Genomic DNA, 22876 nt, shown 5'->3' with positions numbered 1-22876 from the left:
GTGACGGCCGCGATCAAAGCGGCGCAGGCTTACCTTAAGGGACGACGACAACTGTTGTTGTCGCGGGTGATGCCGAGGGCTTACCCTGCTGGTCATGCCTGGCAAGAACTTCGTCGCGCCGACCGCCCCGCAGGAGATGGCCGCGCTCGCGGACGCCGCGGTCGACGAGGTCGCGCGACGCGTCGTCCATGCGGTGGCGGACGCCGGTTCCCGGATTCCGCTGCCGGACGATCCCTCGCACGCGCTGACCCGGCTGCACGTGCTGACGCACCTTCAGCGGGCCGCCGAGCGCCTCCAGCGCGCGGCGGCGGTCGACGCCGCCCGCGCAGGCGCCGGTTATCCCCAGCTCGGCGAGGCCAGCGACATGACGCGCCAGGGCGCCCGACGCCGCTGGCCGGGACTCTTCACCCACTCCAATGAAGCACCCACGGAGCATCCGATGATGACCACCCCCACCCGCCCCTTCGACGTCCTGCTCGTCGAAGACGACGTCGCCGACGCCCTCCTCATCGAGGAAGCCCTCTCCGAGCGCGGCGCCCGCAACCTGGTCCAGGTCACCGACGGAGTCGCCGCGCTGGAGCACCTGCGCTCCCCGGACAGCGTGCGTCCCGACCTCATCGTGCTCGACCTCAACATGCCGCGCATGAACGGCCGCGAACTGCTCCAGATCCTCAAGGCGGACGAGGAGCTGCAGACCATCCCCGTCGTCGTCCTCACCACGTCCTCCGCCCCCGACGACGTCGCCGGCGCCTACCAGGGCCACGCCAACGCCTATGTGACCAAGCCGGTCAACCTCGCGGAGTTCGAGCAGGCCGTCCAGAGCATCGACGCCTTCTACCTGGAGACCGCCACCCGGCCGCCCCGCGCCTGAACCGGTCGGGCAGGCGCACCCCCCTCACCCGCCGCCCGGCCGAGGCGGCCTCCGGATCACCGGTTCCCGGCCCGTCCGCGGGCCGGGTGGTCAGTCCAGGGCCACGTTCTTCGTCTCCGGGGCCCACGCCACTGACGCGGCCAGGCCGCAGGCGAGGACGACGGTTAGCGCCAGCATGGTGGGGGAGAACCCTACGTGTTCGAGGCCGAGCGGCAGCAGGAACGTGCCGATCGCGGAGCCGATGCGGCTCATGCCGTTGAGCAGGCCGACACCGGAGCTGCGCAGATCGGTCGGGAACAGCTCGGCCGGGTAGACCTGGTCGAGGTTGACCGCCGCCGACATGGTGAACGTGAACACCAGGAACAGTGGGAAGAGCAGGCCCTTGGGCGCGTCGGGCCAGACCGCCATGGGGGCGAGCGCCGCGATCAGCACGACGAACGACCAGATCGTCAGCCCGCGCCGACTCATCTTCGCCACGAACCACAGGCCCGCCACGCTGCCGCCCAGCAGGAACAGGTTCAGGATGCCGTCGCTGGTGGTGTCCTCCTCGCCCACCCCGATCTTGGACAGCACCAGCGGCAGGAACGTATAGATGGCGAAGTACGGCACCACCTGGGCGTTGTAGAAGACGATGCCGAACGCGGTGCGCCGCCAGTACTCGCGGCCGAACAGATCGCGGTAGCGCGCCCGGGGCTTCCCGGCGTCGGCGTGCGTGATCTTCGCCAGCGACGCGAGCGCGCCCTCGTCGCCGCCGAGACGGCGCACCACGGCCCGCGCCTGGTCGACGCGCCCGCGGGCGAGCAGCCAGCGCGGCGACTCGGGCACACCGAGCCGCAGCAGCACCACCGCCAGAGCGGGCAGACTGCTGGAGGCGAGCAGCCAGCGCCACGCCTCGCCGCCGAGACCGACCACCCAGTTGCCGAGGAAGAACGCCACGACGTAGCCGACCGTCCACATGACGGTCAGGGAGGCGAGCAGTCCGCCCCGGTAGCGGCGGGGCACGAACTCGGCGACCAGGGTCGGGCCCAGCGCGTAGTCGGCCCCGATACCGATACCGATCAGCAGCCGCAGTACGAACAGCTCGGCGGGGCCGGTCACGAAGAACTCGGCCGCCGACGCGACCGCGATGAGCAGGAAGTTGTACGTGTAGAGGCGCTGGCGGCCGATCCGGTCGGCGGCCCAGCCGATGACGACGCTGCCCAGGAAGATGCCGATCAGCGCCGCCGCGCCGAGCAGTCCCTCCCACACGGAGCCGAATCCCAGCTGGCTCGCGATCACCGGCAGGGCGATGCTGATGATGCCGAGTTCATAGCCGTCGGAGTAGTTGGCGCAGAACGTCAGCGCCGTGATCCGTAGATGGAAGCGGTTGAGCGGGGCGTCGTCGAACGCGGTGGCCGCCTCGTCGCTCCCGGAGGGGCCGGGGTTCTCACTCCCGGAGGAAGAGGTCCTGCTCTGCGGCATAGTCTTCGAAACCTTCCAGTCGTTGCCGGGCCGAGGCGCCGGCCGCGTCGGCCATCGCCTCCACCAGTGCCACGGACAGCGAGACGACCGCGGCGTGCGAGTCGAACACGAACTCGGAGGCGACCCCCGCGCTCAGCACGTCGTCGGCGAGCGGGGTGAGCGCCGAGACGAGCCGGTCCGTGATCAGAAGCGTGCGCAGGCCCAGGGACCTGGCCTGTATGAGGGCGGCCTCGCTCTCCCGCGGGTAACGGGGAAGCGCGACCATCACCAGCGTGCGGGCGCCACACCGGTGGGCGTGCCGCAGGTGGTCGCCTAACACACTGCCCGAGTCGGTCAGCAGCCGGACATCCGGATGGATCTTGGTGGCAAGGTAGGCGAACGACGCGGCCTGCGCGGCCGACACGCGGTACCCGACGACGACCAGCGGAACGGACGCCATCAGCCGCCCGGCGATGGCGCGCAGCCGGGTGTCGTCGGCGAGCTGGGCGCGCAGCGCGGCGAGGTTGCGCAGATCGGCGTCGACGGCGGCCTGGAACTTGTTGCCACCGCGCTCGATCACCGGCTCGGTCGTCGCGGTCCGCAGATAGCGCCGGAACTCCCCGTACCCGTCGAAGCCGAGCAGCGCGACGAACCGGGTCACCGACGGCTGGCTCACCTGGGCGTGCTCCGCCAGCTCGGCACTGGTCAGCGAGGCGGCGTCGCGTGGGCGCTCGGCCAGGTAGCTGGCGATGCGCCGCTGCGCGGGCGTGAGGCGGTGCGCCGTGAGCAGCTCGTGCAGCGACCGGGTCACCATGTTCTCCTTCTCGCCGACTTCTCGCCGACTCGGTTCTTGCCAGCGTGCTGAATCAAGAGTTACATGCTATTCGCAGGAATGAATGAATGATTGTCAAGAGAGGTGGCGATGACGGACTCCAGCCGCATCCTGATCAGCGGCGCCGGACTGAAGTGCGCCGACGTGGTCCGCGTGGCGCGCCGCAGCGCCTGGCCGAAGCTGGCACCCGACGCGCTGACCAGGGCGGGACAGAGTTACGAACTCGCCGTCGAACTGGGCGCCAAGGGCGCGGTCTACGGCAGGACGACCGGCGTCGGCGCCAACCGCCACATCGTCGTGGACCCCGACGGCGCCGACCTGCACGGGCTGCGCCTGCTGCGCAGCCACGCCGGTGGCACCGGCACCCCGCTGCCCGACGACGCGGTACGTGCCGTCATGGCCGTCCGCCTCAACCAGCTCGCCGCCGCGGGCAGCGGGGTGCACCCGCGGCTGCTGCGGGCACTGGAGCAGGCCCTGCGCGTCGGAGCGCTGCCCCTCGTGCACACCCGGGGCGCGATCGGCACCGGCGACCTGACCGCGCTCGCCGAGATCGCGCTGACCCTCGCCGGTGAACTGCCCTGGGAGTCCGGAGGCATCGACCCGGTCGCGATCAGCCCCGGCGACGCGCTCGCGTTCATCTCCAGCAACGCCGCCACCCTCGCCGAGGCCGTGCTCGCCTGGCACGACCTGTCCCGGCTGCTGGCGGCGAGCCATGTGGTGACCGCGCTGACCTTCTGCGCGCTGGGCGGCTCCGCCGAGGCGTACGACGAGCGCGTGCACGCCTCCCGGCCGCACCCCGGCGCCGTACGGTGTGCCGCCGAGCTGCGCCGCTTGCTCACCGCGGGCGGGGACCTGCCGCCCGGCCGACGCCTCCAGGACCCGTTCGGCCTGCGGGCCTTCCCCCAGGTGCAGGGGCCCGCGCTGGAGGCCGCCGCCCATGTGGAACAGGTACTGGAGGTCGACATCAACGCGGCGGCGGAGAACCCGCTCATCGACACCGAGACCGAACAGGCTTACCACCACGGCCAGTTCTCCACCGCGCCGGTCGCGCTGGCCTTCGACTATCTACGGGCCGCGCTGCACCACACCGCGGAACTATCCGCCGCGCGCCTCAGCGACCTCGTCGAGCCCGACCTCAGCGGCCTCCCGCCGTTCCTGGCCGAGGGCCCCGCGGGCAGCTCCGGCGTCATGATCCTCGAGTACGTCGCCCACGACGCCCTCGGCACCCTGCGCCACGCGGCCTCCCCGGTCACCCTGGGCACCGCGGTCATCTCCCGCGGCCTGGAGGACCACGCCAGCTTCTCCACCCACGCGGTACGCAGCACGGTCACGGCGACGGCGGCGTACCGTACCGTGCTGGCCTGTGAACTCCTGGGCGCGGTAAGGGCGTTGCGGATGTCCGACGCGGTGCTCCCCGACACCCCGCTCCGCCAGGCATTCGCCATGGCCTCGGCGGGACTTCCACACGTGACCGAGGATCATCCACTGAGCGCGGAGATCCAGCAGGCCGAACGGCTGCTGGACCGGCTGGCGGTGCTGTAGCGGGAACGATGCCGGGACTGCCCCGAGGCGGGTACCAGGACATGTCCGCCCTGGTACCAGTCTCTGGCCGCCCTAGTCCTTGTCCGCGCCGGTCAGGGCCTCGGTGACCATGCGGGTGGCGAAGTCGCGGTCGTCGCACATCCGGTTGATGTGCTCCGCGAGCAGCACGGCCGTCCCTTCCAGCGGGTTCATCTCGGCGTCGGTCCAACGCCCGTACTGCGCACGCCACAGGCTGGGGCTCAGGCCGAGGCCCGAGGAGATGAGCAGGCCGGCCATGATGGGGATGACCTCGGGACGGAAGGTCTTGGGCATCTTGCGCATCGTGGTGACGACGGCGGGCACCACCGACTCGATGACGTCCTCGTCGTGCGCCTCACAGGCCAGCCGGAGCCACTTCATGAAGAGGTAGATCAGCGTGCAGGTGCCGTCCAGCAGCGCGTCGAGTCCGGTCGGGCCCAGGGACGCGGCGAACTGGTCGAGCAGGCGCTGGTATTCGGGGTCGACCTCGGACTTGTCGTCGTAGATGGCCTGGAGCCGAGAGTCGATCATCAGGAGCGCTGCACCCACATCGCCGACGGGCGCTTCCGAGGGATCGCAGGGTGATGACACGGAACTCCTCTCACGGGGCCGCGCCGGTCCGCGCGGCACGCACTCACGGTAGACCGCCGACCGGACGAGGGGTGAGGAAACCTGATGAATCACCTTTACGGGGAGGGCCTTTGGCGGGGCGGCGTCCTTCGGCGGTCGTGCTCGTCCTCCCAGACCATGAGAAGCACCTGCGGATCGGCGCCGCACGCCCTGGCGTAGACGACGGTGAAGCGGCGACTGGGGAAACGCTGTCCGGCCAGGATGTCGGCGACGTGGTCGACGCCAGCGCCCATCTTCCGCGCCAGGGTCTCCGGGCTGATGTGGGCCTGCCTCCGGACGCGTTCCATGACGTGCCCGATGTGGGCGGCGCTGCTCGCGGCGTGGCTGGATTCAGGTGACATCGTGGGCCTCCCCGGCGCCGGAGCCGTCGTGCCGATCCGTCCCAGGAGTGGGCCGGTCGAGCGCGTCGGGGGCGTGCGGGCATCGCTGTCCGGCCATGCGCAGCAGGACCAGACAGGCACTCCCGGCGGTGATCCAGTGCTCGGTCTGGTGCGAGAGGAGCAACTGCCCGGCGGGACCGACGGCGGCTTCCAGCGCGTCGATCACGCAGAGCGGGCACCACCGGACCCGACGCGGCGGGCGCGGGCGGGCATGGCGCGGTTTACGGCGCCGACGCCAAGGGGAGGGGGACATAGCGGTCTCCTAGGAGGAGTCGTGGACACGGGGCCCCGGCTGTTGACCGCCAGATCACGTACGGGGCCCCGATGCCGCTCGACGTGTCGCCGAGCAGGACGGACGCTAGGTCGAACCACGCCCGTGCGGAATCCACTTGAGAAGCGGAACGCAGGGATTTCTGTGCCGTCGGCGCCGTATTGCCAGGGGGAAGCGTCCCGGATTCTGCTGCCACGTTCGAATTGCGGCGAGAGTGCGCCCTCGTTGTGCGCCCCGACTGTTCCAGTTGGGAGCCCCGATATCACGACCAGGCTCGCCATCCCTATAGCGGCTGTACGAATGCCACATGCATACTCCATGCCTGGTGCATATTCCAATGTCCTCTTCTTCTCGTCCTAAAGTGAGATGAACGCAGCCGCTCGCGCGACGCACTTGCATGTGAGCGGCAGACAGTTGAATCGAGACATTGTTGATTGCAGCGTGCATACATGGCACGGCGAGCGGTGAGCCTCTCATGGTCTGGCGGGGATGCAATTGCATCCCGGCAACGGGGAGTTCATTCACCGCAGGAGGTCGTCCGGTGCGGAAACCGACACTTGTGGAGCGGCACGGCTCGGATCGGGCCGGTGTCGCGTGGCGGAAGAGTTCGTACAGCCTTCCGGAGGGATCGTGCGTGGAGATCGCACACCCGTCCGGTGACCAGGTGCTCTTCCGTGACTCCAAGACCCGGAACGGTCCGGTCATGGCCGTCTCGAGGGGGACCGCGGCCGCGTTCGCCGCCGCCGTCGACCGCGGCGACCTCTGATTCGCCCACGGGAGCCGTCGGGAGACATCGGTCGCCACCGCGGCCGTGCCTTTCGACGGCCCCCTTGCGAAGAGGGGGCCAGGTGCCCCGGGTGCGTCAATTCGGCAAGGGCGCGCTCGCGAAGTCATGAATATCGTTCAGCTCTGGACATCGCTGCTGAACGGTCGGTATGGATAGGGACAATGCAAGTGCATTCCGCCCCTGGCGAGGCCGGTCGGGCGGGATGCCCGGGAGGGAGCACTGTGGGGGAGCGGGCCGCACAAGGGCACGAACAGGGCAACGGTGATGTGTTCTTAGGGCAGGACCAGCCACACAGTGCGCGAATGTACGACTACTACCTGGGCGGCAAGACCAATTACCGCGTGGACCGGGAAGCGGCCCAGGCGGTGATCCGGTTGTTCCCGGCGATCGAGACCGTGGCCCGGGTGAACCGCGCCTATATGCATCGCGCCGCGCGGTATCTGGCACAGCGGGGAGTCCGCCAGTTCATCGACGTGGGTACCGGTATCCCGACGGCGCCCAACCTGCATGAAGTGGTCCAGGGCGTCGCGCCGGAATGCCGGGTCATGTACATCGACAACGACCCCATCGTGCTCGTCTACGCGGACGAGCTGCTCGCCGGAACTCCCGAGGGACTGACGGGCTATGTCCAGGCGGACGCCACCGACCCGGACGCGGTGCTTGCCGCGGTCGACGCCGAGGGCGTGGTGGATCTCGGCCGACCGGTGGCCCTCAGCCTCCACGCGCTGCTTCACTTCATCCCCGACGACAGAGACCCCTACGGCATCGTCGGCGGCTTCATGGACCGGCTCGCCCCCGGCTCCTACCTGAGCCTGACCCACTGCACGGGTGACTTCGCCCCGGAGGCGTGGCAAGCCATCATCGACACCTACGTACAGCGCGGAACCCCCGCCCAGGTACGCAGCCGAGCGGAGGTCGAGCGCTTCTTCGAGGGCCTTGAACTCGTCTCCCCCGAGGTGGTGTTGGCCCACCAGTGGCATCCGCGGGTGGGCAGCGGGCCGGGGGTGCTCAGTGATCGGCTGGTGTCGTTGTACGCGGGGGTCGGGCGGAAGGTCTGACGGTGGCGACCGAGATCACCTGTAGCGGGTCATCAGGTGCTGCAACCGTCGCCGCATGGCGTGGGAGTCGAGGGAGCGGGCGGCGAGTTCGTCGAACGCCTTCACTCGGCGGTCCACCATCTCCTCGTCCTCGATGACCAGGCCACCGTCGTATGCCTCGGTGAAGACGATCGTGGGGAGGAGGCGGCCCGCGAAGTCGAAGATGGTCGTGGGACCGAGTTCGACGTGCACGTCGAAGTCGTATAGCGGGGCGAGTCGAAGCTGGATCCGAGAGTGGGACGTCAGGTCGATCAGGTGCTGCAACTGCCCGCGCATGATGGCCGATGATCCGACGGGGCGAGCGAGAGTGGTCTCGTCGACGATGCAGAACAACTTCTTGTCCGCAGAGGTGAATTGCTTCTGCCGTGCGGTGCGGAACCTGACCAACTCGTCGTACGTGTTCGCGGGACCGCGACCTCGCTCGATCAGTGCGCGAGCGTATTCAGGAGTCTGCAACAAGCCGTGCAGATAGGTGGGTTCGAACGACCTGACCCTGCACGCCATGTCCTCGAAGCTGACCACGGCCTGGAGGTACTTCGGCGTGACCGCCGACCACGGCTGCCACCAGTTGGGCCGGTGGGCGGCCGCAGCGAGCTCGCGCAGATTGTCCTGTTCCTGCGGAGTCGTGATCCCGTACGTCTCGAAGAACCTCGGTAGGTCCCGCTCCTTGGGCGAGTTGGTGCCGGATTCGATCCGGCTCAGCTTCGAGGAGGAGACTCCGAGGCGACCGGCCGACTCACCCAGACTCAGGCGGGCGCTCTCCCGGCTCAGGCGCAAGGCGTTGCCCAGCACCTTCCGTACCGCGCGTGGCACTGCCTCGTTCTGGAGGTAGCGCACCGTTGTCCGGCGCCCCGCCCTTTGGCCGGAGGCGTCTTCAGGCTCCACCGGCATGGGCAACTGCTTGGACACTTGTGCTCCTTGATTCCCTACACGAAACGTGTTGCTCCAGGCACACATAGTGCCCGCCGATGCCCGTGACGGAGTGAGAATCGTAAAAATGTCCAATAACTGCTCGCGCCCCCGACCGGAAGCCGGTCACCACCGACCTCCACCGAGAGTCGGGCCGCAGGCCGGATTGCGTCAACCTAGCGCGCCCTGGCGGGAGTTGGCGGGCGTCAGGACTTCCCCTTCCTCTTCAACGCCGAAGGCTTGTGCACCGCGGTCTTGCCTGACTTGTCGCTGCGGACCTCGTACTGGGGGTCCTCCGGGGAGGCGTCGACCGTGCGGCCGGCGGCCTCGGTGCGGCCGGTGATCTTCTTCTCGACCTTGCCGGTGGTCTCGGTGCCGTGGGTGCTCCAGGCGACCTTGTCGCCCTTGGCCGGGCGGTTCTTGTCGGAGGCGCTCATGTGGGGCTCCTGGGTGACGGAGATTTCCTCCCACCCTGGCCGGGCGCCAGCCCGTTCGCACCTGGGCGCGGGGTCGGGGGCGGTTCCGGGGGTACACGGTGGGGCGAAGGATCGTGGCCGATCAAGGAGGACGTGGCGATGGACAGCGTGCGCGAGATCATGACGGGGAACCCCACGACGGTGGACGGCCGGGAGTCGGTGACGTCCGTGGCGCGGACGATGCGTGACGACGGGGTCGATGTCGTGCTCGTGGTGGAGGGCGGGAGTCTGCGGGGGCTGGTCAGCGACCACGACCTCGTCGTACGGGCGCTCGCGGACGCCGCCGACGCCGACGAGATGACCGTGGCCGAGGTGGTGCACGGAGGGTTCGTCACCGTGGACATCGACGACGGTCTCGACTCCGTCGCCCGGCTGATGGAGGAGAACTCGGTCCGGCAGGTCGCCGTCATCGAGAGCGGCACACCGGTGGGCGTCGTGGACGCGAGCGACCCCCGCCTCCAGGGCCGCTCCGGCCGCATCGACTCGCCCACGCCGGAGCATGCCCGCAAGTCGGGCAGCGACAGCTAGACCACGTGTCGCTCGCCGCGCACCCCTTGGCGAACCGCCGTACATTGGGCCGGACACCGCCGGGAGGACAGTCATGCGGCACACCGTCACGGTCGCGGGCCCCGCAGCGCCCGATGTGGTCTGGGAGCGGTACGCGCGGTACGAGGAGTGGGCCCACTGGGCGCCGCACCTACGGGCCGTCCGGACGGAGGGCGACGTCATCCGGCCGGGCGCCCGGGGTGAGGTGGAGGTCGCGGGGTTCCTGCGCGGGAGCTTCGAGGTCACCGAGGTCGACCGGCCGAAGGGCGCCTGGACCTGGAAGGTGAAGTTCCTCGGCATCCCCGTGGAGGTGGGCCACACCATGGCCCCCGAGGGTACGGGTACCCGGGTCGCCGTCCACCTGACGGCGCCCGCTCCGGTGCCCCTGGTCTACGCGCCCATGGTCGACTGGGCGCTGCACCGGCTCACCCGCGTCTGACCTCAGCGGCCGCCGCGCCGGACCTGCGCCGCCCGCCGGGCCTCGGCGAGCTTGCGGGCCTCGCTCGTCTTGCGGGACGGACGGGCGCCGCCCGACGTGTCCTTGCTGGAGCCCATGCCGCGGAACGGCGCGTTGGTGTTCTTGGGGCGTGACGACGGGCCGCCGTCGAGCGGGGTGCCGGACGGCTTGCGGGCGCCGGTGATCCGGGACAGCGCGGCCTCGCCCGAGCGCACCTTGGTGACCGTCGGCTCGACACCGGCCTCGGCCGTCACCTTGCTCAGCTCGCGCCGCTGACCCGACAGCGCCAGGGTGACCACACTGCCCGAGCCGCCGCCGCGCGCGGTGCGGCCCGCGCGGTGCAGGTAGTCCTTGGCGTCGGCGGGCGGGTCGACGTTCACCACGAGGTCGAGGTCGTCGATGTGCAGGCCGCGCGCCGCGACGTTGGTCGCCACCAGTGCGGTGATCTGCCCGTCCTTGAACTGCGCGAGGGTCCGGGTGCGCTGTGGCTGGGACTTGCCGCTGTGCAGGGCCGCCGCGTGCACCCCGCTGGCCCGCAGATGCCGGGTGAGCTGGTCCACCCCGTGCTTGGTGTCCAGGAAGAGCAGGACACGGCCGTCGCGGGCGGCGATCTCCGTCGTCACGGCGTACCGGTCGGGACCGTGCACGACCAGGACATGGTGGTCCATCGTCGTGACCGCGCCCGCCGACGGGTCGACCGAGTGCGAGGCCGGGTCCTTGAGGTGGTCGCGGACCAGGTCGGCGACGTCGTGCTCCAGGGTCGCGGAGAACAGCATCCGCTGACCGTCCGGCCGTACCTGCTCCAGCGCCTCGGTGACCTGCGGCAGGAAGCCCATGTCGCACATCTGGTCGGCCTCGTCGAGGACGGTGATCCGGACCCGGCCCAGACGGCACGCCTTGCGCTCGATGAGGTCGTGCAGGCGGCCGGGGGTGGCGACGACGACCTCGGCGCCGTCGCGCAGCGCGGCGATCTGGCGGCCGATCGACATGCCGCCGACCACCGCGGCCATCCGCAGCCCCAGCGCGTCGGCGTACGGGGTGAGCGCCTCGCACACCTGCTGGGCCAGTTCGCGGGTGGGTACCAGGATCAGGGCCAGCGGCTGCTTGGATTCGGCCCGGCGGCCCGCCGTACGCGCGAGCAGCGGGAGGCCGAAGGCGAGGGTCTTGCCGGAGCCGGTGCGGGCGCGCCCGAGGACGTCGCGTCCCGCGAGGGCGTCGGGGATCGTGGCCGCCTGGATCGGGAAGGGCTCGCGCACCTCCAGCTCGGCGAGCTTGCGCTGCACCGCGGGGGGCAGGTCCAGGTCGGCGAAGGAGGTGACCGGCGGCTGCGACTCGGCGGGGTCCGGGTGGTTCATGACAAGCCTTCCGCAAGAGGGGACGTACCGAGGAAGGCCCGGTAGGACGAGGTACGGCGACCGGACGGGCGGGGTCACCGACCGTCACTACCGTGCAAAAGTTTCACGCTAACACAAGGGGCGTACCAGGGTCCGGTCGGCCTGGTACCCGGGTTCGTCCGGCCTGGTACCCCGATCCGCTCGGGCAGGAGCGGTTCGGGGGCGCACGGCATAGTGGTATGAGCTGATGCAAAAGACGCGGCCCGTGTACTGGTACCGGGCCGGTCGACGGGAAGGCGACAGGTATGGGTGCCAAGGACCTGTGGGACCACGGGCCCGGCCCGGCCGAGGACCGGGCGGTCAGGGTGCCCGGCGGCCTGCTCGACCTGCTGCACGCCTCCGCCGTGGTCATGGACGCCGAAGGCCGCATCGTCCTGTGGAGCCCCGAGGCCGAGCAGCTGTTCGGCTACGACGCGGCCGAGGCGCTCGGCCGGTCGGTCGACGAGCTGCTGGCGCTGCCGGAGGACGCGCGGCACATCCACGAACTGTTCCAGCAGGCGCAGGTCGGCACCAGTTTCGCGGGGGTCTTCCGCGCCCGGTGCAAGGACGGTTCGACCCGTTCGGTCGAATACCGCAAGGGTCGTCTGCACGACCCCGACGGGAACGTGCTCGGGCTGGCGCTCGCCGCCGACGTGGACACCGTGCGCCGGGTGGAGAGCGATCTCGCCCTGTCCGAGCTGCTGATCAACCAGTCGCCCGTCGGGCTCGCCGTGTTCGACACCGAGCTGCGCTGGATGCGGATCAACGACGCCCTGACCACCGCCAACGGGGTCACCGAGGAGGAGGTGGTCGGCCGACGGCTGGGGGACACGCTGCCGGGGGTGGACACCGAGGCCATCGAGACCGCCATGCGGCAGGTGCTGCGCACCGGCGAGCCGATCCTCGACCACCGCACCATCGGCCGCGTCCCGGCCGACCCGGACCACGATCACGCCTGGTCGGAGTCGTACTACCGGATCGAGGACCGGCACGGGAAGGTGCTGGGGGTCGCGGTGTCCGTCGTGGACGTCACCGCCCGCCACCTCGCCGCCGCGGAGGTCGCGGCCGCGCACCGGCACCTGGCCACCCTGTCCGAGGCCAGCGCCGACATCGGCAGCACGCTCGACCTGCGGCAGACCGCGCGGGAGCTGGCCGAGGCCGTGGTGCCCCGGTTCGCCGACCTGGCCACCGTCGACCTGCTGGAGTCCGTCGCCACCGGCCGACGGACCGCCGCGGGCGACCAGGCGCGGTTCGTCGCCGTCGCCGTCGCCCCGGCCGAACCGGACGACGACATGGGGGGCGCAGCGCTCTGGGACGACCTCGCGACGGAGGAACCGGCCCCGATGATGCGCGGCAGTGTCCGTGCCGGGACCCCGGCCATGATCTCCCGCGTGGACGGCGCCGCGCTGCGCCGGATCTCCGGCGACGAACAGGCCGTCGCGGCGCTCCGCAAGGCGGGCGTGCGCAGTTACCTCGTGGCGCCGCTGGTCGCGCGCGGCACCGTGCTCGGCGTGCTCAGCCTGTACCGCACCGGCAACACCCGCCCCTTCGACAGCCGCGACCTCCAGATGGTGTGCGAGATCGTCGGCCGTGCGGCCATCAGTGTGGACAACGCCCTGCTGTACGGCCGGGAGCGGGACACCGCCCTCACCCTCCAGCGCAGCCTGCTCCCGCAGACCCCGCCCGACCAGCCGGACGGCCTGGAGATCGCCGTGGGCTACCGTCCCGCGGGCAGCGGCACCGAGGTCGGCGGCGACTGGTACGACGTACTGCCGCTCAGCGACGGCAAGGTGGGTCTGGTGGTCGGCGACGTGATGGGCAGCGGTGTCCGGGCCGCCGCCATCATGGGCCAACTGCGCACCACCACAAGGGCGTTGGCCCGACTCGATCTGCCGCCCGCCGAACTGCTCGGCCATCTGGACGAGACCGCCGCCACGCTCAGCGAGTCCTTCGCCACCTGCGTGTACGCGGTCTGCGACCCCAAGCGCGGCACCTGCACCTTCTCCTGCGCGGGCCATCTCCCGCCGGTCCTCGTCCAGCCGGGCCACGAGGCGACGCTCCTCGCCCTCCCCACCGCCGCCCCGCTGGGTGTCGGCGGAGTGCCCTTCGGCACGCTGGAGGTCGAACTGCCCGATGGCTCTCTGCTGGCCCTGTACACCGATGGTCTGGTCGAGACCAGGTACGACGCCATCGACGTGGGACTGCACTCCCTCTGCCGGGCGTTGGAGAGCGCGACCGGTTCTCTCGAGCAGACCTGCGACATGCTCCTCGACACGGTCGACCACTCCTCGGCCGACGATGTGGCGCTGCTGCTGGCGCGGTTCGGCGGGGCGTAGAGCCGGATACGGCTGCCGGGCACGCCAACGGACGGCGTACCCGGCGGAGTTGGTTCAGGAGCGGGCGGTGTCCGCGCCCTTCAGGCCGAAGATGTCGACCGCGTGGTAGTAGGTCCACGCCGTCGAGTTGCAGGAGGTCTTGGTGGCGCCGGAGTAGTTGTTGCAGACGCGCTTGAGGTCCTCGTAGAAGGCCGAGTCGATACGGGACTTGTTCGCGGAGAAGGTGCCCGCGGCCTTGTAGTTGCGGTAACCGAAGTCGTGCCGGGCGCAAGCGGTCTGGAAGGGGAAGCCGAAGGGGTTGTCGGGCGAGGAACTGCAGTAGTCCGTCGACCAGTCGAAGCCGTAGGCGGCCCAGGCGCCCTGGTTGCCCCGCGCGGACACCCAGGAGTTGTAGCTGGCGGCGCTGGTCTGGGTCCAGGAGCTGAGCACCTGCGGCTTGTCGGCGGGCGCCGCCGAGGCGTCACTGGCGAGTACCAGCACCGCGGGGAGCGCCAGTGCGGCACCGGCGGCGGCGAGGGAGACGGCGTGGGGACGGCGCATGGAAGACCTCCGGAGTGTGGGGCCCAGCAAGCCTCGCGGGGTTTGCGAGGCGGGGTCAGCTTGGACCACCGCTCCACCGCATGAACAGTCCATGTCAAAGAATTCCTCGCGGAATTTCAACAAACTGTCAGCCTGAATCAGGCCCAACTCGGCTAATTCGGCGCGCACATGGCGGGGTGGTGACGGAGGGATAAGGTAAGGCTAACTTTAGTTCGTGAAGGGTGAACCTCGGTACGGATGGAGGCTTGATGACGGACTTCGTGAGCGTCGAGCGGGAGCGTGTCGATCAAGTGGACGATGACCGAAGTGCGTTGACGCTCCATCAGGTAAAGCTTGGTGCGGGTGGGCCGCTCGCCCGTGTCCGGGTCGCCGACGGCCGGGTGACGCACATCCACCTGGACACGCACACGACCCCCGTCGAGAACGGCGACCGGGTGCTCGGTCTGGACGGCCGCGTGCTCCTGCCCGGCCTCTGGGACGCCCACGTCCACCTCGCGGAGTGGGCCGCCGCCCGGCACCGGCTCGACCTGGCCGGGACCGCTTCCGCGCAGGCCGTGGCCGACCTCTTGAAGTCACGCGGCGGGGCCAACGACCGTACGGTGCTCTACGGTTACGGCTACCGCGACGGACTCTGGCCCGACGCCCCGCACAAGAGCCTCCTCGACGCGGTGCTGCCCGACCGGCCGGTCGCCCTCGTCAGCGCCGACCTGCACGCCGTCTGGCTGAACTCCGCCTGCCTCGCCCTCGCCGGTCGGCCCGGCCACCCCACCGGACTGATCCGGGAGCACGAGGCCCACGAGGCGCTGTCCGCGCTGCCCACCGCCCCCGCCGCCACGGTGGACCGCTGGATCGCCGACGCCTGCCGGGCCGCCGCCGCGCGCGGTGTCACCGGCGTCATCGACTTCCAGTACGGCGACACGGTCACGGACTGGGAGCGCCGGTCCGCCGACGGCCCGCCCGCGGTACGTGTCGCGGCCGCCGTCTATCCGAGTCGGCTGGACGCGGCCTTGGCGCGGGGGCTGCGCACCGGGAGCGAGATCGGCGCGGGCGGGGGACTGGTGCGCGTCGGCCCGCTCAAGCTGTTCACCGACGGCTCCCTCAACACCCGTACCGCCCTGTGCCACGACCCCTATCCGGGGCTGGAGGGCACGGACGGCGCCCATGGCATCGAGGAGACCGCGCCCGACGAGCTGATACGGCTGATGCGCCGCGCCGCCGCCCACGGCATCGAGCCCGCCGTGCACGCCATCGGGGACCGCGCCAACACCGTGGCCCTGGACGCCTTCGCCGCCGTCCGCTGCCGGGGCCGGATCGAGCACGCTCAGCTGCTCGACCCCGAGGACCTGCCCCGTTTCGCCGAGTTGGGCGTCACGGTCGGCGTACAGCCCCGGCATGCCACCGACGACCGCGATGTGGCCGACCACCACTGGGCCGGGCGCACCGGCCGCGCCTTCGCCTACGCCGACCTCCTCGCCGCCGGGGCCCGGCTGGAGTTCGGGTCGGACGCCCCGGTGTCTCCGCTGGACCCTTGGCTGGCCATCGCCTCCGCCGTCACGCGCACCGACGACGCGCGTCCCGCCTGGCATCCCGAGCAGCGCCTCTCCGTGCCGGACGCGCTGGTCGCGGCCGCGCGGGGGCGGCGCGGCATCCGGGTCGGGGACCCGGCCGACCTGGTGGTCGTGGACGTGGACCCGCTGGAGGCGGACGCGGACACGCTGCGCGCGATGCCCGTGCACGCCACCATGACGGACGGCCGCTGGACGCATGGGCCCCGCTGAGCAGGGGGCCGCACCAGGACATCCGCCGCTGTCCTGACGACGTCCGAGGACGAGTGAGAGGCCGATGCGCATGCCGTCCCCCGAGACCAGCGAAGCCCCACAACTCGCCCCGTATGCGATGCCGGGCCCGGCCGCGCTGCCGCCCGACCGGTCCGGCTGGGTCGTCGAACCGGCCCGCGCGGCGCTGCTGATCCTCAACCCGCAGAACCACTTCCTGCGCGTGCTGCGGGAGCGGTCAGCGCCAGTGCCCCAACTCGTCTCCGGCATCGCCCTGTTGTGCGAGTCGGCGCGAGCGGCGGGTATCCCCGTCCTCTACACCCTGGCCTGCGCCGACGGGCGGGCGGCCGGGCGCGGGACCGCCTTCGGGCATCCCGCGCTGCTCCGGGGCGGGGACTCGCGTGAGGTGCCGGAAGAGATCCGGCCACAGGTGGGGGACAGCCTCCTGACCGCCAAGCGGTTCAGCGCGTTCGCAGGCACCCGGCTCCGTCACCGCCTCGCCGAACTGGGCCGGGACCAGCCGGTGATCGCCGGTGTCTTCGCGCGAACCCAGGTGCTGCTCACCGCGGCGGACGCCGCGATGCAGGACATGGAACCCTTCGTCGTCGCGGACGCGGTCGCCGACCGGGCACCCGACCAGCACCGGATGGCCCTCGACTGGATCGCCGCGACCTGCGGGGCGGTGCGGAGCGTGCGGGGTGTGGTGGATGTCTTCGGCGGGGCGGGGGCGGCCTGAAAGCAATGGTGCGGTCGCCCGGGAATCCGGGCAGGATGCGGGTGCCCGTGACGAAGGCGCCGATGGAGGAGAGCCATGACCTTGCCGGAGGGTTGGGAGTGGGTGGATGAGATCCCGTCCGGATGGTCTCCACCCGAAGAGCTGCGAAGGCCGACAGGGGTGGTCGGAGTCGACCTGCCGATCAGGATGCTGTCGAGCAACACGTTGGGTAATGACCTCATCGACCTGGTGGGCCGACTGCTCAGCGAGGGTGCTCGCTTCAGCATCTGGTTCGGCTCGGAGGCCAAGCGGATCTCATCCCCCGAGCAGCTGGCGATCTTGTCGCTGAAGGCGAACGAACAGCACCACCGGGTCTATGAGGCGTGGACCTCGTTCATCGACGCTTACCGGGCATCCCGTGGAAGAGTGGCAGCTTTTCGGTCCGAGGAAGACGCATTGAGGCGGGTTCTCTCCGATGCGGTCGGTGTTCTCGCCGCGCCCCGGAGCCCCGGCGGGACCGTCCGCCGGGGCTCCGGGAGTCTTGCGGGGGAGTCAGGCGGGGACTCGGCCTGACAGGACCGAGCGGTGGATCTCCTCCGCGCGGACCGCGACCGTCGACAGCAGGGTGCTGGTCAGGCCGTGGGTGTGCTCGGTGCCGCCCTGGAGGTAGATGCCCGCCGTGACCTCCGGCGCCGTCTCGACGCGGTGATCGCGGCCCACCCGGATCTCGTCCTCGTCGTCCCGCAGGCACAGCTTGGCCGCCTCGCCGAGCAGCGGGGTCAGATCGCGGGGGCGGTAGCCGGTGGCGAGGACCAGCACGTCGGTGGGGAGCACCTGCCGCTCGCCGGTGGGCAGGAACTCCACGGTGACGTCCAGCGCGCCGCCCGCGCCCGGATCGACCGAGCGGACGCGGGAGACGTTGAGGAAGCGCAGCCGCTCCCGTCCGGATACCTTCTCCCGGTATGCGGTGGCGTACAGCGCCTCGATCAACTCCATGTCGACCACGGAGTAGTTGGTCGAGCGGTGGTAGTCGAACAGGGACTGCTTCACCTCCGAGGGGGCCGAGAAGTAGACGTCGACCGCCTCGGGGTCGAAGATGCGGTTGGCGAACGGGCTGTCGTCGGCCGGGGTGTAGCCGTACTTGGCGAAGACCGAGCACACCTCCGCCTCCGGGAAGGTGCGGTGCATGTAGTCCACCGCCTCGGCCCCGCTCTGTCCGGCGCCGAGCACGACCACGCGCCGTACCGGGGCCCCGGAGGCGGCGAGTTGGACCGAGCGCGGAATCAACTGGCTGTTGTGCCAGACGTGTTCGCCCAGCTCCAGACCGGGCGGCACATGCGGTTCCAGTCCCATCGCCAGGCTGATGTTGCGGGCCCGGTGGGTCATCGTCCCGCCGGAACCGGCGATGTCGCGGGAGGTGACGTCGAAGTACGCCACCTGTCCGTCGTCGTCGCGGACCGGGTCGACGGCGACGGCCTCGCTGCCGTAGGCGACCAGGTGGGACACCCGCTCGGCCGCCCACTCGAAGTATTCGTGGAACTCCACGCGCAGCGGGAACAGCGTCTTCTGGTTCAGGAAGTCGATCAGCCTGCCTCGTTCGCGCAGGAAGCACAGGAAGCTGTAGTCGCTGGTCGGGTTGCGCAGCGTGACGAGGTCCTTCAGGAAGGACACCTGCATCGTGGCGTCGTCGATCAGCATGCCCCGGTGCCAGCCGAAACCCGACTGGCGTTCCAGGAACAGCGCGTTGAGACGGTGGCCTGCCGCAAGGCCCGCGTTGTGTTCCTCAACCGCTATGGACAGAGCGAGATTTGACGGTCCGAATCCGATACCGAGCACGTCGTGGACGACGTCGGAACCCATGCGCGGTGACTTCACCTTGGCATCGCCTCCCTCAGGCAGGCCCATGCTAGATAAGGTAAGGCTTACCTAGCAATGGAGTCTGTGAAGGGAAGGGCTGTATGCGGGTCGTCATGCTCGGCTACCAGACCTGGGGTCACCGCACGCTGCAGGCGCTGCTCGACTCCGAGCACGAGGTCGTCCTCGTCCTCACCCACCCCAAGAGCGAACACGCCTACGAGAAGATCTGGGACGACAACGTCGCCGAACTCGCCGAGAAGCACGGCGTCCCCGTACTGCTGCGCAACCGCCCCGACGACGCCGAACTCCTCACAGCCGTACGGGAGTCACGCCCGGACATCATCGTCGCCAACAACTGGCGCACCTGGCTGCCCCCGGAGCTGTTCGATCTGCCCGAGCACGGCACCCTCAACATCCACGACTCGCTGCTGCCCTCCTACGCCGGGTTCTCCCCGATCATCTGGGCGCTGCTCAACGGGGAGGAGCGCGTCGGGGTGACCGCGCACCGGATGAACGGCGAACTCGACGCCGGGGACGTCCTGGTGCAGCGCTCGGTGCCGGTCGGCCCCACCGACACCGCGACCGACCTGTTCCACCGCACCGTCGACCTCATCGCACCGCTCGTCCGCGAGTCGCTGGACCTCATCGCCTCCGGCCGGGACGCCGGGCAGTGGATACCGCAGGACCGCTCCCGCGCCAGCTTCTTCCACAAGCGCTCCGCCGAGGACAGCCGCATCGACTTCGGCTGGCCCGCCGACCGCCTGGAACGCCTCGTACGCGCCCAGTCGGACCCGTACCCGAACGCGTACGCCTACCACCGCGGGCAGCGGCTGCGGATCGTCTCCGCCGCCGTCTCCGAGGGGCGGTACGGCGGCACGCCGGGGCGGATCTTCATCCGCGAGGGTGATGGCGTGGTCGTGGTGGCGGGCGCCGACGCGCACACCGGGCGCTGCCGGGGGCTGCTGGTGAAGCGGGTGCGCACGGACGACGGCACCGAGTACGCGGCCGCCGACTACTTCCGCACCATGGGCGGTTACCTCACCTCGCGCCCCTGAGCCGCGCGGCGGCGGCCGGTCAGTCGACGGCCGCCGCCGGGACGGCTTCCGCCAGTCCGGCGCCGTCGTCGTGGTGGCGGCCCAGCGGGATGACCAGCGGGGTGCCGCTGACCGGGTCCGGGGCGATCCGGCAGCGCAGCCCGAACACGTCCGCCACGGTCGCCTCCGTCACCACCTCGGCGGGCGCGCCCTCGGCGACGATCCGGCCGGCCTTCATGGCGATGACGTGATCGGCGTACCGGCACGCCTGGTTGAGGTCGTGCAGCACCATCACCACGGTCCGGCCCTCGCGCCGGTTGAGGTCGGTGATCAGGTCCAGGACGTCGATCTGGTGGGCGAGGTCGAGATAGGTGGTCGGCTCGTCCAGCAGCAGTACGGGCGTGCCCTGGGCCACGGCCATGGCGATCCAGGCCCGCTGCCGCTGCCCGCCGGACAGCTCGTCCACCGGACGGTCCGCGAGATCGGTGAGCCCGGTCGCGGTGAGCGCCCCGCGCACCGCCTCCTCGTCCGCCGCCGACCACTGCCGCCACCACGTCTGGTGCGGTGACCGCCCCCGCCCCACCAGGTCGGACACGGTCAGCCCCTCCGGCGCCACCGGCGTCTGCGGCAGGATGCCCAGCTTGCGCGCCAGCTCCCGCGTCGGCACCTCGCGCAGGGCCACCCCGTCCAGCTCCACCACACCCTGACGTGGTGTCAGCAGCCGGGCGAGCGCCCGCAACAGGGTCGACTTCCCACAGGCGTTGGCGCCGACGATGGCCGTGATGCGGCCGGTCGGCACGGTGAGGTCCAGGTTCTCCACGACCGTCCGCCCGTCATAGGCGAGCCGCAGTCCACGGGCACCCAACTCCGGCCCGGAGACGGAGGACTTGGTGCGCGGTTCGGTGGTCGACATGGGCATCAGCCTCCAGAGCCCGCGCGGTTGGCGCGGATGAGCAGCCACAGCAGGACCGGCGCGCCGAGGGCGCCGGTGACGATCCCGACCGGCAGTTCCGTACCCGGCACCGCCTCGCGGGCGAGGAGGTCGGCGCCGAGCACGGTGAACGCGCCGGTGAGACCGGAGACGAGAGGGGGCGGCGACGAGGTGCCCGCCACCCGCTGGGCGATCTGCGGACAGGCCAGGGCGACGAACGCCACCGGCCCCGCCGCCGCCGTACCGAAGGCGACCAGGCCGACCCCGGTCAGCAGCAGCGCCAGCCGGACCGCCTGGACGGGCGTGCCGAGCCCGGCCGCCACGTCGTCGCCGAGCTGGAGGGTGCGCATCATGCGGCCCAGCGCCAGCGTGGGCGGCAGCAGGACGAGCGTGGCCAGGGCGAGGGTGTCCACCTGGTCCCAGGTGCGCCCGTTGAGGTTGCCGACCAGCCAGCCCACGGCCTCCTGCGCCTGGAACCGGTCGCCGCGCGCCACCAGGAAGTCGGTGGCGCTGGTGCAGATCCAGGAGACGCCGATGCCGACGAGGATGATCCGGTACCCGGTGGCCCCGCCCTTCCAGGCCAGCGCGTACACCAGCAGCGCGGTCGCCAGCGCGCCCAGCAGGCCCAGCGCGGACAGGCCGAGGCCGCCGGTCCAGCCGAGGACCACGGCGGCCACCACCGCGGTGCCCGCGCCCTCGGTGAGCCCGATCATGTCGGGGCTGGCCAGCGGGTTGCGGGTCATCGTCTGGAACACCGCGCCGGACACCCCGAAGGTCACGCCGACCAGCAGTCCGGTCAGGGCGCGCGGCAGCCGGAGGTCCTGGACGACGGTGACCGTGCCGGGCTCGCCCGCGCCGACGAGCGCCCGCATCACGTCGGACAGGGTCATCGGGTAGTCGCCGAGGGTGAGGCCCCAGCAGAACAGCAGGAACGCGCCGACGGCGACCCCTGTTCCGGTCAGCAGCAGCCGGGGGCGCAGCATCCCGGAGACCGGGGGGACGGCGAGCCGGAAGGGCCGGTCGCGCAGGACGGGGGGCGCCGTGAGCTTCGTGGGGACGGACATGCTCACACCTCCGCGAGCTTGCGGCGCCGGACCAGGGCGATGAAGAACGGGCCGCCGAGGAAGGCGACCAGCACACCGGCCTGGATCTCGGTGGGGCGGGCCACCGTCCGGCCCAGGATGTCGGCGGCGAGCAGCAGCGCGGGCGCGATCGCGGCGGACAGCGGCAGCAGCCAGCGGTGGTCCGGGCCGATCCCGGCGAACTGGGCGAGCAGCCGGGCGATGTGCGGGACGACCAGCCCGAGGAAGACCACCGGGCCGATGACCGCCACCGACGCGCCGGTCAGCAGCACCACCGCCGCGACCCCCTGGAGCCGGACCAGGCCGAGCCGCCGCCCCAGGGAGGCGGCCACGTCGTCGCCCAGCGCCATGCTGTTGAGCGCGGGCGCGCAGGCCAGCGCGAGGACGGCGCCGATCGCGAGGAAGGGCAGGATGCGCAGCAGCTCGCCGGAGTCCTTGTCGGCCAGCGACCCCGCCGACCAGAAGCGGTACCGGTCCAGCGCGTCCTGGTCGGTGAGCACCACGGCGCTGGTCAGCGAGGTCAGCAGCGAGGTGACGGCCACCCCGGCCAGCGCCAGCTTCACCGGCGTCGCACCGGACCGGCCCAGCCGCCCCAGGAAGAACACCAGCACACTCGCGGCGAACGCCCCCGCGAACGCGAACCACACATAGCCGTACAGCGAGCCCACCCCGAACACCGCGACGGCGACGACGATGGCGAACGACGCGCCCGCGCTGACCCCGAGGATGCCGGGGTCGGCCAGCGGATTACGGGTCAGGGCCTGCATCAGCGCACCCGACATGCCGAGCGCCGCGCCCGTGGTCAGGCCGAGCAGCGTACGGGGCACGCGCACCGACCAGACGACGTTGTCCACCAGCCTGCTCGGCGGATGGCCGAGGACCGAGCGGACGACCTGGTCGAGCGGCACATTGAGCGCGCCCAGCGCCACCGACAGCACGGACAGCAGCAGGAGCAGCGCGACGACCAGGGTCACCAG

Annotated in this window: 24 protein-coding genes; 11 read left to right on the top strand and 13 right to left on the bottom strand. The window is 71.0% G+C overall.

The features are described 5' to 3' along the window. The first annotated feature begins 94 nt into the window (after positions 1–94). Positions 95–871, top strand: coding sequence for a response regulator (locus ACI2LY_RS20280; protein WP_404708359.1), 777 nt, complete (start codon positions 95–97; stop codon positions 869–871). Between the two features lie 90 nt (positions 872–961). Here the strand turns inward: ACI2LY_RS20280 and ACI2LY_RS20275 are convergent, their stop codons facing one another. Both ACI2LY_RS20275 and ACI2LY_RS20270 read right to left on the bottom strand, forming a co-directional pair. Further along, positions 962–2332, bottom strand: coding sequence for an MFS transporter (locus ACI2LY_RS20275; RefSeq protein WP_404708358.1), 1371 nt, complete (start codon positions 2330–2332; stop codon positions 962–964). Beyond that, complete coding sequence (locus tag ACI2LY_RS20270) at positions 2298–3125, bottom strand: MurR/RpiR family transcriptional regulator (RefSeq protein ID WP_388998158.1); 828 nt, start codon at positions 3123–3125, stop codon at positions 2298–2300. Before ACI2LY_RS20270 ends, ACI2LY_RS20275 begins: the two co-directional genes overlap by 35 nt. Before the next feature lie 108 nt (positions 3126–3233). Here ACI2LY_RS20270 and ACI2LY_RS20265 point away from each other — a divergent pair, with 108 nt between their 5' ends. Further along, a complete protein-coding gene (locus tag ACI2LY_RS20265; RefSeq protein WP_404708357.1) occupies positions 3234–4685 on the top strand; it encodes an aromatic amino acid ammonia-lyase in 1452 nt (483 codons plus the stop codon). A 72-nt stretch (positions 4686–4757) separates the two neighbouring features. On the opposite strand, the gene ACI2LY_RS20260 is transcribed toward ACI2LY_RS20265, so the two are convergent. The 3 genes from ACI2LY_RS20260 to ACI2LY_RS20250 all read right to left on the bottom strand — a co-directional run bounded on the left by ACI2LY_RS20260 (position 4758) and on the right by ACI2LY_RS20250 (position 5879). Beyond that, entirely contained in the window at positions 4758–5294 is a 537-nt protein-coding gene (locus ACI2LY_RS20260; protein WP_388998153.1) for a hypothetical protein, read from the bottom strand. Positions 5295–5389: 95 nt separating this feature from the next. Continuing rightward, a complete protein-coding gene (locus ACI2LY_RS20255) occupies positions 5390–5674 on the bottom strand; it encodes a helix-turn-helix domain-containing protein (RefSeq protein WP_404708356.1) in 285 nt (94 codons plus the stop codon). After that, a complete protein-coding gene (locus ACI2LY_RS20250; protein WP_404708355.1) occupies positions 5664–5879 on the bottom strand; it encodes a hypothetical protein in 216 nt (71 codons plus the stop codon). The genes ACI2LY_RS20255 and ACI2LY_RS20250 overlap by 11 nt, the downstream gene beginning before the upstream one ends. Before the next feature lie 580 nt (positions 5880–6459). Between ACI2LY_RS20250 and ACI2LY_RS20245 the strand changes: the two genes are divergently transcribed. Then, on the top strand, positions 6460–6750 hold the full coding sequence (locus ACI2LY_RS20245; protein ID WP_404708758.1) for a DUF397 domain-containing protein: 291 nt from the start codon (positions 6460–6462) through the stop codon (positions 6748–6750). 182 nt (positions 6751–6932) lie between these two features. After that, a complete protein-coding gene (locus tag ACI2LY_RS20240; protein WP_404708354.1) occupies positions 6933–7829 on the top strand; it encodes an SAM-dependent methyltransferase in 897 nt (298 codons plus the stop codon). A gap of 15 nt (positions 7830–7844) precedes the next feature. On the opposite strand, the gene ACI2LY_RS20235 is transcribed toward ACI2LY_RS20240, so the two are convergent. Then, a complete protein-coding gene (locus ACI2LY_RS20235) occupies positions 7845–8777 on the bottom strand; it encodes a helix-turn-helix domain-containing protein (protein WP_404708353.1) in 933 nt (310 codons plus the stop codon). A gap of 206 nt (positions 8778–8983) precedes the next feature. Beyond that, entirely contained in the window at positions 8984–9214 is a 231-nt protein-coding gene (locus tag ACI2LY_RS20230; RefSeq protein WP_404708352.1) for a DUF2945 domain-containing protein, read from the bottom strand. Between the two features lie 138 nt (positions 9215–9352). Between ACI2LY_RS20230 and ACI2LY_RS20225 the strand changes: the two genes are divergently transcribed. Together ACI2LY_RS20225 and ACI2LY_RS20220 are read left to right on the top strand one after the other, a co-directional pair. After that, positions 9353–9781 (top strand): cyclic nucleotide-binding/CBS domain-containing protein, encoded by a 429-nt coding sequence (locus tag ACI2LY_RS20225; protein WP_388999617.1) that lies wholly within the window; start codon positions 9353–9355, stop codon positions 9779–9781. Positions 9782–9854: 73 nt separating this feature from the next. Beyond that, the gene (locus ACI2LY_RS20220) at positions 9855–10238 is read left to right on the top strand and encodes an SRPBCC family protein (protein ID WP_404708351.1); all 384 of its coding nucleotides are present in this window, start codon (positions 9855–9857) and stop codon (positions 10236–10238) included. A 2-nt stretch (positions 10239–10240) separates the two neighbouring features. Here ACI2LY_RS20220 and ACI2LY_RS20215 read toward each other — a convergent pair whose 3' ends face one another. Next, a complete protein-coding gene (locus ACI2LY_RS20215; RefSeq protein ID WP_404708350.1) occupies positions 10241–11611 on the bottom strand; it encodes a DEAD/DEAH box helicase in 1371 nt (456 codons plus the stop codon). Positions 11612–11895: 284 nt separating this feature from the next. Here ACI2LY_RS20215 and ACI2LY_RS20210 point away from each other — a divergent pair, with 284 nt between their 5' ends. Then, on the top strand, positions 11896–13965 hold the full coding sequence (locus tag ACI2LY_RS20210; protein ID WP_404708349.1) for a SpoIIE family protein phosphatase: 2070 nt from the start codon (positions 11896–11898) through the stop codon (positions 13963–13965). Between the two features lie 54 nt (positions 13966–14019). On the opposite strand, the gene ACI2LY_RS20205 is transcribed toward ACI2LY_RS20210, so the two are convergent. After that, the gene (locus ACI2LY_RS20205) at positions 14020–14505 is read right to left on the bottom strand and encodes a phospholipase (RefSeq protein WP_135786709.1); all 486 of its coding nucleotides are present in this window, start codon (positions 14503–14505) and stop codon (positions 14020–14022) included. 248 nt (positions 14506–14753) lie between these two features. On the opposite strand from ACI2LY_RS20205, the gene ACI2LY_RS20200 reads away from it, so the two are divergent. The 3 genes from ACI2LY_RS20200 to ACI2LY_RS20190 all read left to right on the top strand — a co-directional run bounded on the left by ACI2LY_RS20200 (position 14754) and on the right by ACI2LY_RS20190 (position 17568). After that, positions 14754–16283: an amidohydrolase family protein gene (locus tag ACI2LY_RS20200; protein ID WP_404708348.1), complete on the top strand. Its 1530-nt coding sequence runs from the start codon at positions 14754–14756 to the stop codon at positions 16281–16283. A gap of 64 nt (positions 16284–16347) precedes the next feature. Beyond that, positions 16348–17016: an isochorismatase family protein gene (locus ACI2LY_RS20195; RefSeq protein WP_404708347.1), complete on the top strand. Its 669-nt coding sequence runs from the start codon at positions 16348–16350 to the stop codon at positions 17014–17016. A gap of 75 nt (positions 17017–17091) precedes the next feature. Further along, positions 17092–17568, top strand: coding sequence for a hypothetical protein (locus tag ACI2LY_RS20190; protein WP_404708346.1), 477 nt, complete (start codon positions 17092–17094; stop codon positions 17566–17568). Here ACI2LY_RS20190 and ACI2LY_RS20185 read toward each other — a convergent pair. After that, positions 17548–18855 carry a lysine N(6)-hydroxylase/L-ornithine N(5)-oxygenase family protein gene (locus tag ACI2LY_RS20185; protein ID WP_404708345.1) on the bottom strand — a complete coding sequence of 436 codons (1308 nt, stop codon included), beginning with the start codon at positions 18853–18855 and terminating at the stop codon, positions 17548–17550. The genes ACI2LY_RS20190 and ACI2LY_RS20185 overlap by 21 nt on opposite strands. Before the next feature lie 98 nt (positions 18856–18953). Between ACI2LY_RS20185 and ACI2LY_RS20180 the strand changes: the two genes are divergently transcribed. Then, on the top strand, positions 18954–19907 hold the full coding sequence (locus tag ACI2LY_RS20180) for a methionyl-tRNA formyltransferase (RefSeq protein WP_404708344.1): 954 nt from the start codon (positions 18954–18956) through the stop codon (positions 19905–19907). A gap of 19 nt (positions 19908–19926) precedes the next feature. Here ACI2LY_RS20180 and ACI2LY_RS20175 read toward each other — a convergent pair whose 3' ends face one another. From ACI2LY_RS20175 to ACI2LY_RS20165, 3 genes are read right to left on the bottom strand one after another with little or no spacing between them, the layout of a single operon-like run. Beyond that, entirely contained in the window at positions 19927–20799 is an 873-nt protein-coding gene (locus tag ACI2LY_RS20175) for an ABC transporter ATP-binding protein (protein WP_404708343.1), read from the bottom strand. A gap of 5 nt (positions 20800–20804) precedes the next feature. After that, positions 20805–21881 carry a FecCD family ABC transporter permease gene (locus ACI2LY_RS20170; RefSeq protein ID WP_404708342.1) on the bottom strand — a complete coding sequence of 359 codons (1077 nt, stop codon included), beginning with the start codon at positions 21879–21881 and terminating at the stop codon, positions 20805–20807. Positions 21882–21883: 2 nt separating this feature from the next. Continuing rightward, the gene (locus ACI2LY_RS20165; protein WP_404708757.1) at positions 21884–22873 is read right to left on the bottom strand and encodes a FecCD family ABC transporter permease; all 990 of its coding nucleotides are present in this window, start codon (positions 22871–22873) and stop codon (positions 21884–21886) included. Positions 22874–22876 lie beyond the last annotated feature (3 nt).

The sequence above is a fragment of the Streptomyces sp. NPDC002176 genome (assembly GCF_044903645.1).
Taxonomy (GTDB): Bacteria; Actinomycetota; Actinomycetes; order Streptomycetales; family Streptomycetaceae; genus Streptomyces.
Note: the sequence above shows the minus strand (reverse complement) of the source record. Positions and strands in the feature narration are given on the sequence as shown.

What these genes read in the sequence shown, in the direction of transcription:
- ACI2LY_RS20280 (WP_404708359.1), top strand. Translation starts at nt 95, where the DNA reads ATGCCTGGCAAGAACTTCGTCGCGCCGACCGCCCCGCAGGAGATGGCC.
- ACI2LY_RS20275 (WP_404708358.1), bottom strand. Translation starts at nt 2,332, where the DNA reads ATGCCGCAGAGCAGGACCTCTTCCTCCGGGAGTGAGAACCCCGGCCCC.
- ACI2LY_RS20270 (WP_388998158.1), bottom strand. Translation starts at nt 3,125, where the DNA reads ATGGTGACCCGGTCGCTGCACGAGCTGCTCACGGCGCACCGCCTCACG.
- ACI2LY_RS20265 (WP_404708357.1), top strand. Translation starts at nt 3,234, where the DNA reads ATGACGGACTCCAGCCGCATCCTGATCAGCGGCGCCGGACTGAAGTGC.
- ACI2LY_RS20255 (WP_404708356.1), bottom strand. Translation starts at nt 5,674, where the DNA reads ATGTCACCTGAATCCAGCCACGCCGCGAGCAGCGCCGCCCACATCGGG.
- ACI2LY_RS20245 (WP_404708758.1), top strand. Translation starts at nt 6,460, where the DNA reads ATGGTCTGGCGGGGATGCAATTGCATCCCGGCAACGGGGAGTTCATTC.
- ACI2LY_RS20240 (WP_404708354.1), top strand. Translation starts at nt 6,933, where the DNA reads ATGCAAGTGCATTCCGCCCCTGGCGAGGCCGGTCGGGCGGGATGCCCG.
- ACI2LY_RS20230 (WP_404708352.1), bottom strand. Translation starts at nt 9,214, where the DNA reads ATGAGCGCCTCCGACAAGAACCGCCCGGCCAAGGGCGACAAGGTCGCC.
- ACI2LY_RS20225 (WP_388999617.1), top strand. Translation starts at nt 9,353, where the DNA reads ATGGACAGCGTGCGCGAGATCATGACGGGGAACCCCACGACGGTGGAC.
- ACI2LY_RS20220 (WP_404708351.1), top strand. Translation starts at nt 9,855, where the DNA reads ATGCGGCACACCGTCACGGTCGCGGGCCCCGCAGCGCCCGATGTGGTC.
- ACI2LY_RS20215 (WP_404708350.1), bottom strand. Translation starts at nt 11,611, where the DNA reads ATGAACCACCCGGACCCCGCCGAGTCGCAGCCGCCGGTCACCTCCTTC.
- ACI2LY_RS20210 (WP_404708349.1), top strand. Translation starts at nt 11,896, where the DNA reads ATGGGTGCCAAGGACCTGTGGGACCACGGGCCCGGCCCGGCCGAGGAC.
- ACI2LY_RS20205 (WP_135786709.1), bottom strand. Translation starts at nt 14,505, where the DNA reads ATGCGCCGTCCCCACGCCGTCTCCCTCGCCGCCGCCGGTGCCGCACTG.
- ACI2LY_RS20200 (WP_404708348.1), top strand. Translation starts at nt 14,754, where the DNA reads ATGACGGACTTCGTGAGCGTCGAGCGGGAGCGTGTCGATCAAGTGGAC.
- ACI2LY_RS20195 (WP_404708347.1), top strand. Translation starts at nt 16,348, where the DNA reads ATGCGCATGCCGTCCCCCGAGACCAGCGAAGCCCCACAACTCGCCCCG.
- ACI2LY_RS20190 (WP_404708346.1), top strand. Translation starts at nt 17,092, where the DNA reads ATGACCTTGCCGGAGGGTTGGGAGTGGGTGGATGAGATCCCGTCCGGA.
- ACI2LY_RS20185 (WP_404708345.1), bottom strand. Translation starts at nt 18,855, where the DNA reads ATGGGTTCCGACGTCGTCCACGACGTGCTCGGTATCGGATTCGGACCG.
- ACI2LY_RS20180 (WP_404708344.1), top strand. Translation starts at nt 18,954, where the DNA reads ATGCGGGTCGTCATGCTCGGCTACCAGACCTGGGGTCACCGCACGCTG.
- ACI2LY_RS20175 (WP_404708343.1), bottom strand. Translation starts at nt 20,799, where the DNA reads ATGTCGACCACCGAACCGCGCACCAAGTCCTCCGTCTCCGGGCCGGAG.
- ACI2LY_RS20170 (WP_404708342.1), bottom strand. Translation starts at nt 21,881, where the DNA reads ATGTCCGTCCCCACGAAGCTCACGGCGCCCCCCGTCCTGCGCGACCGG.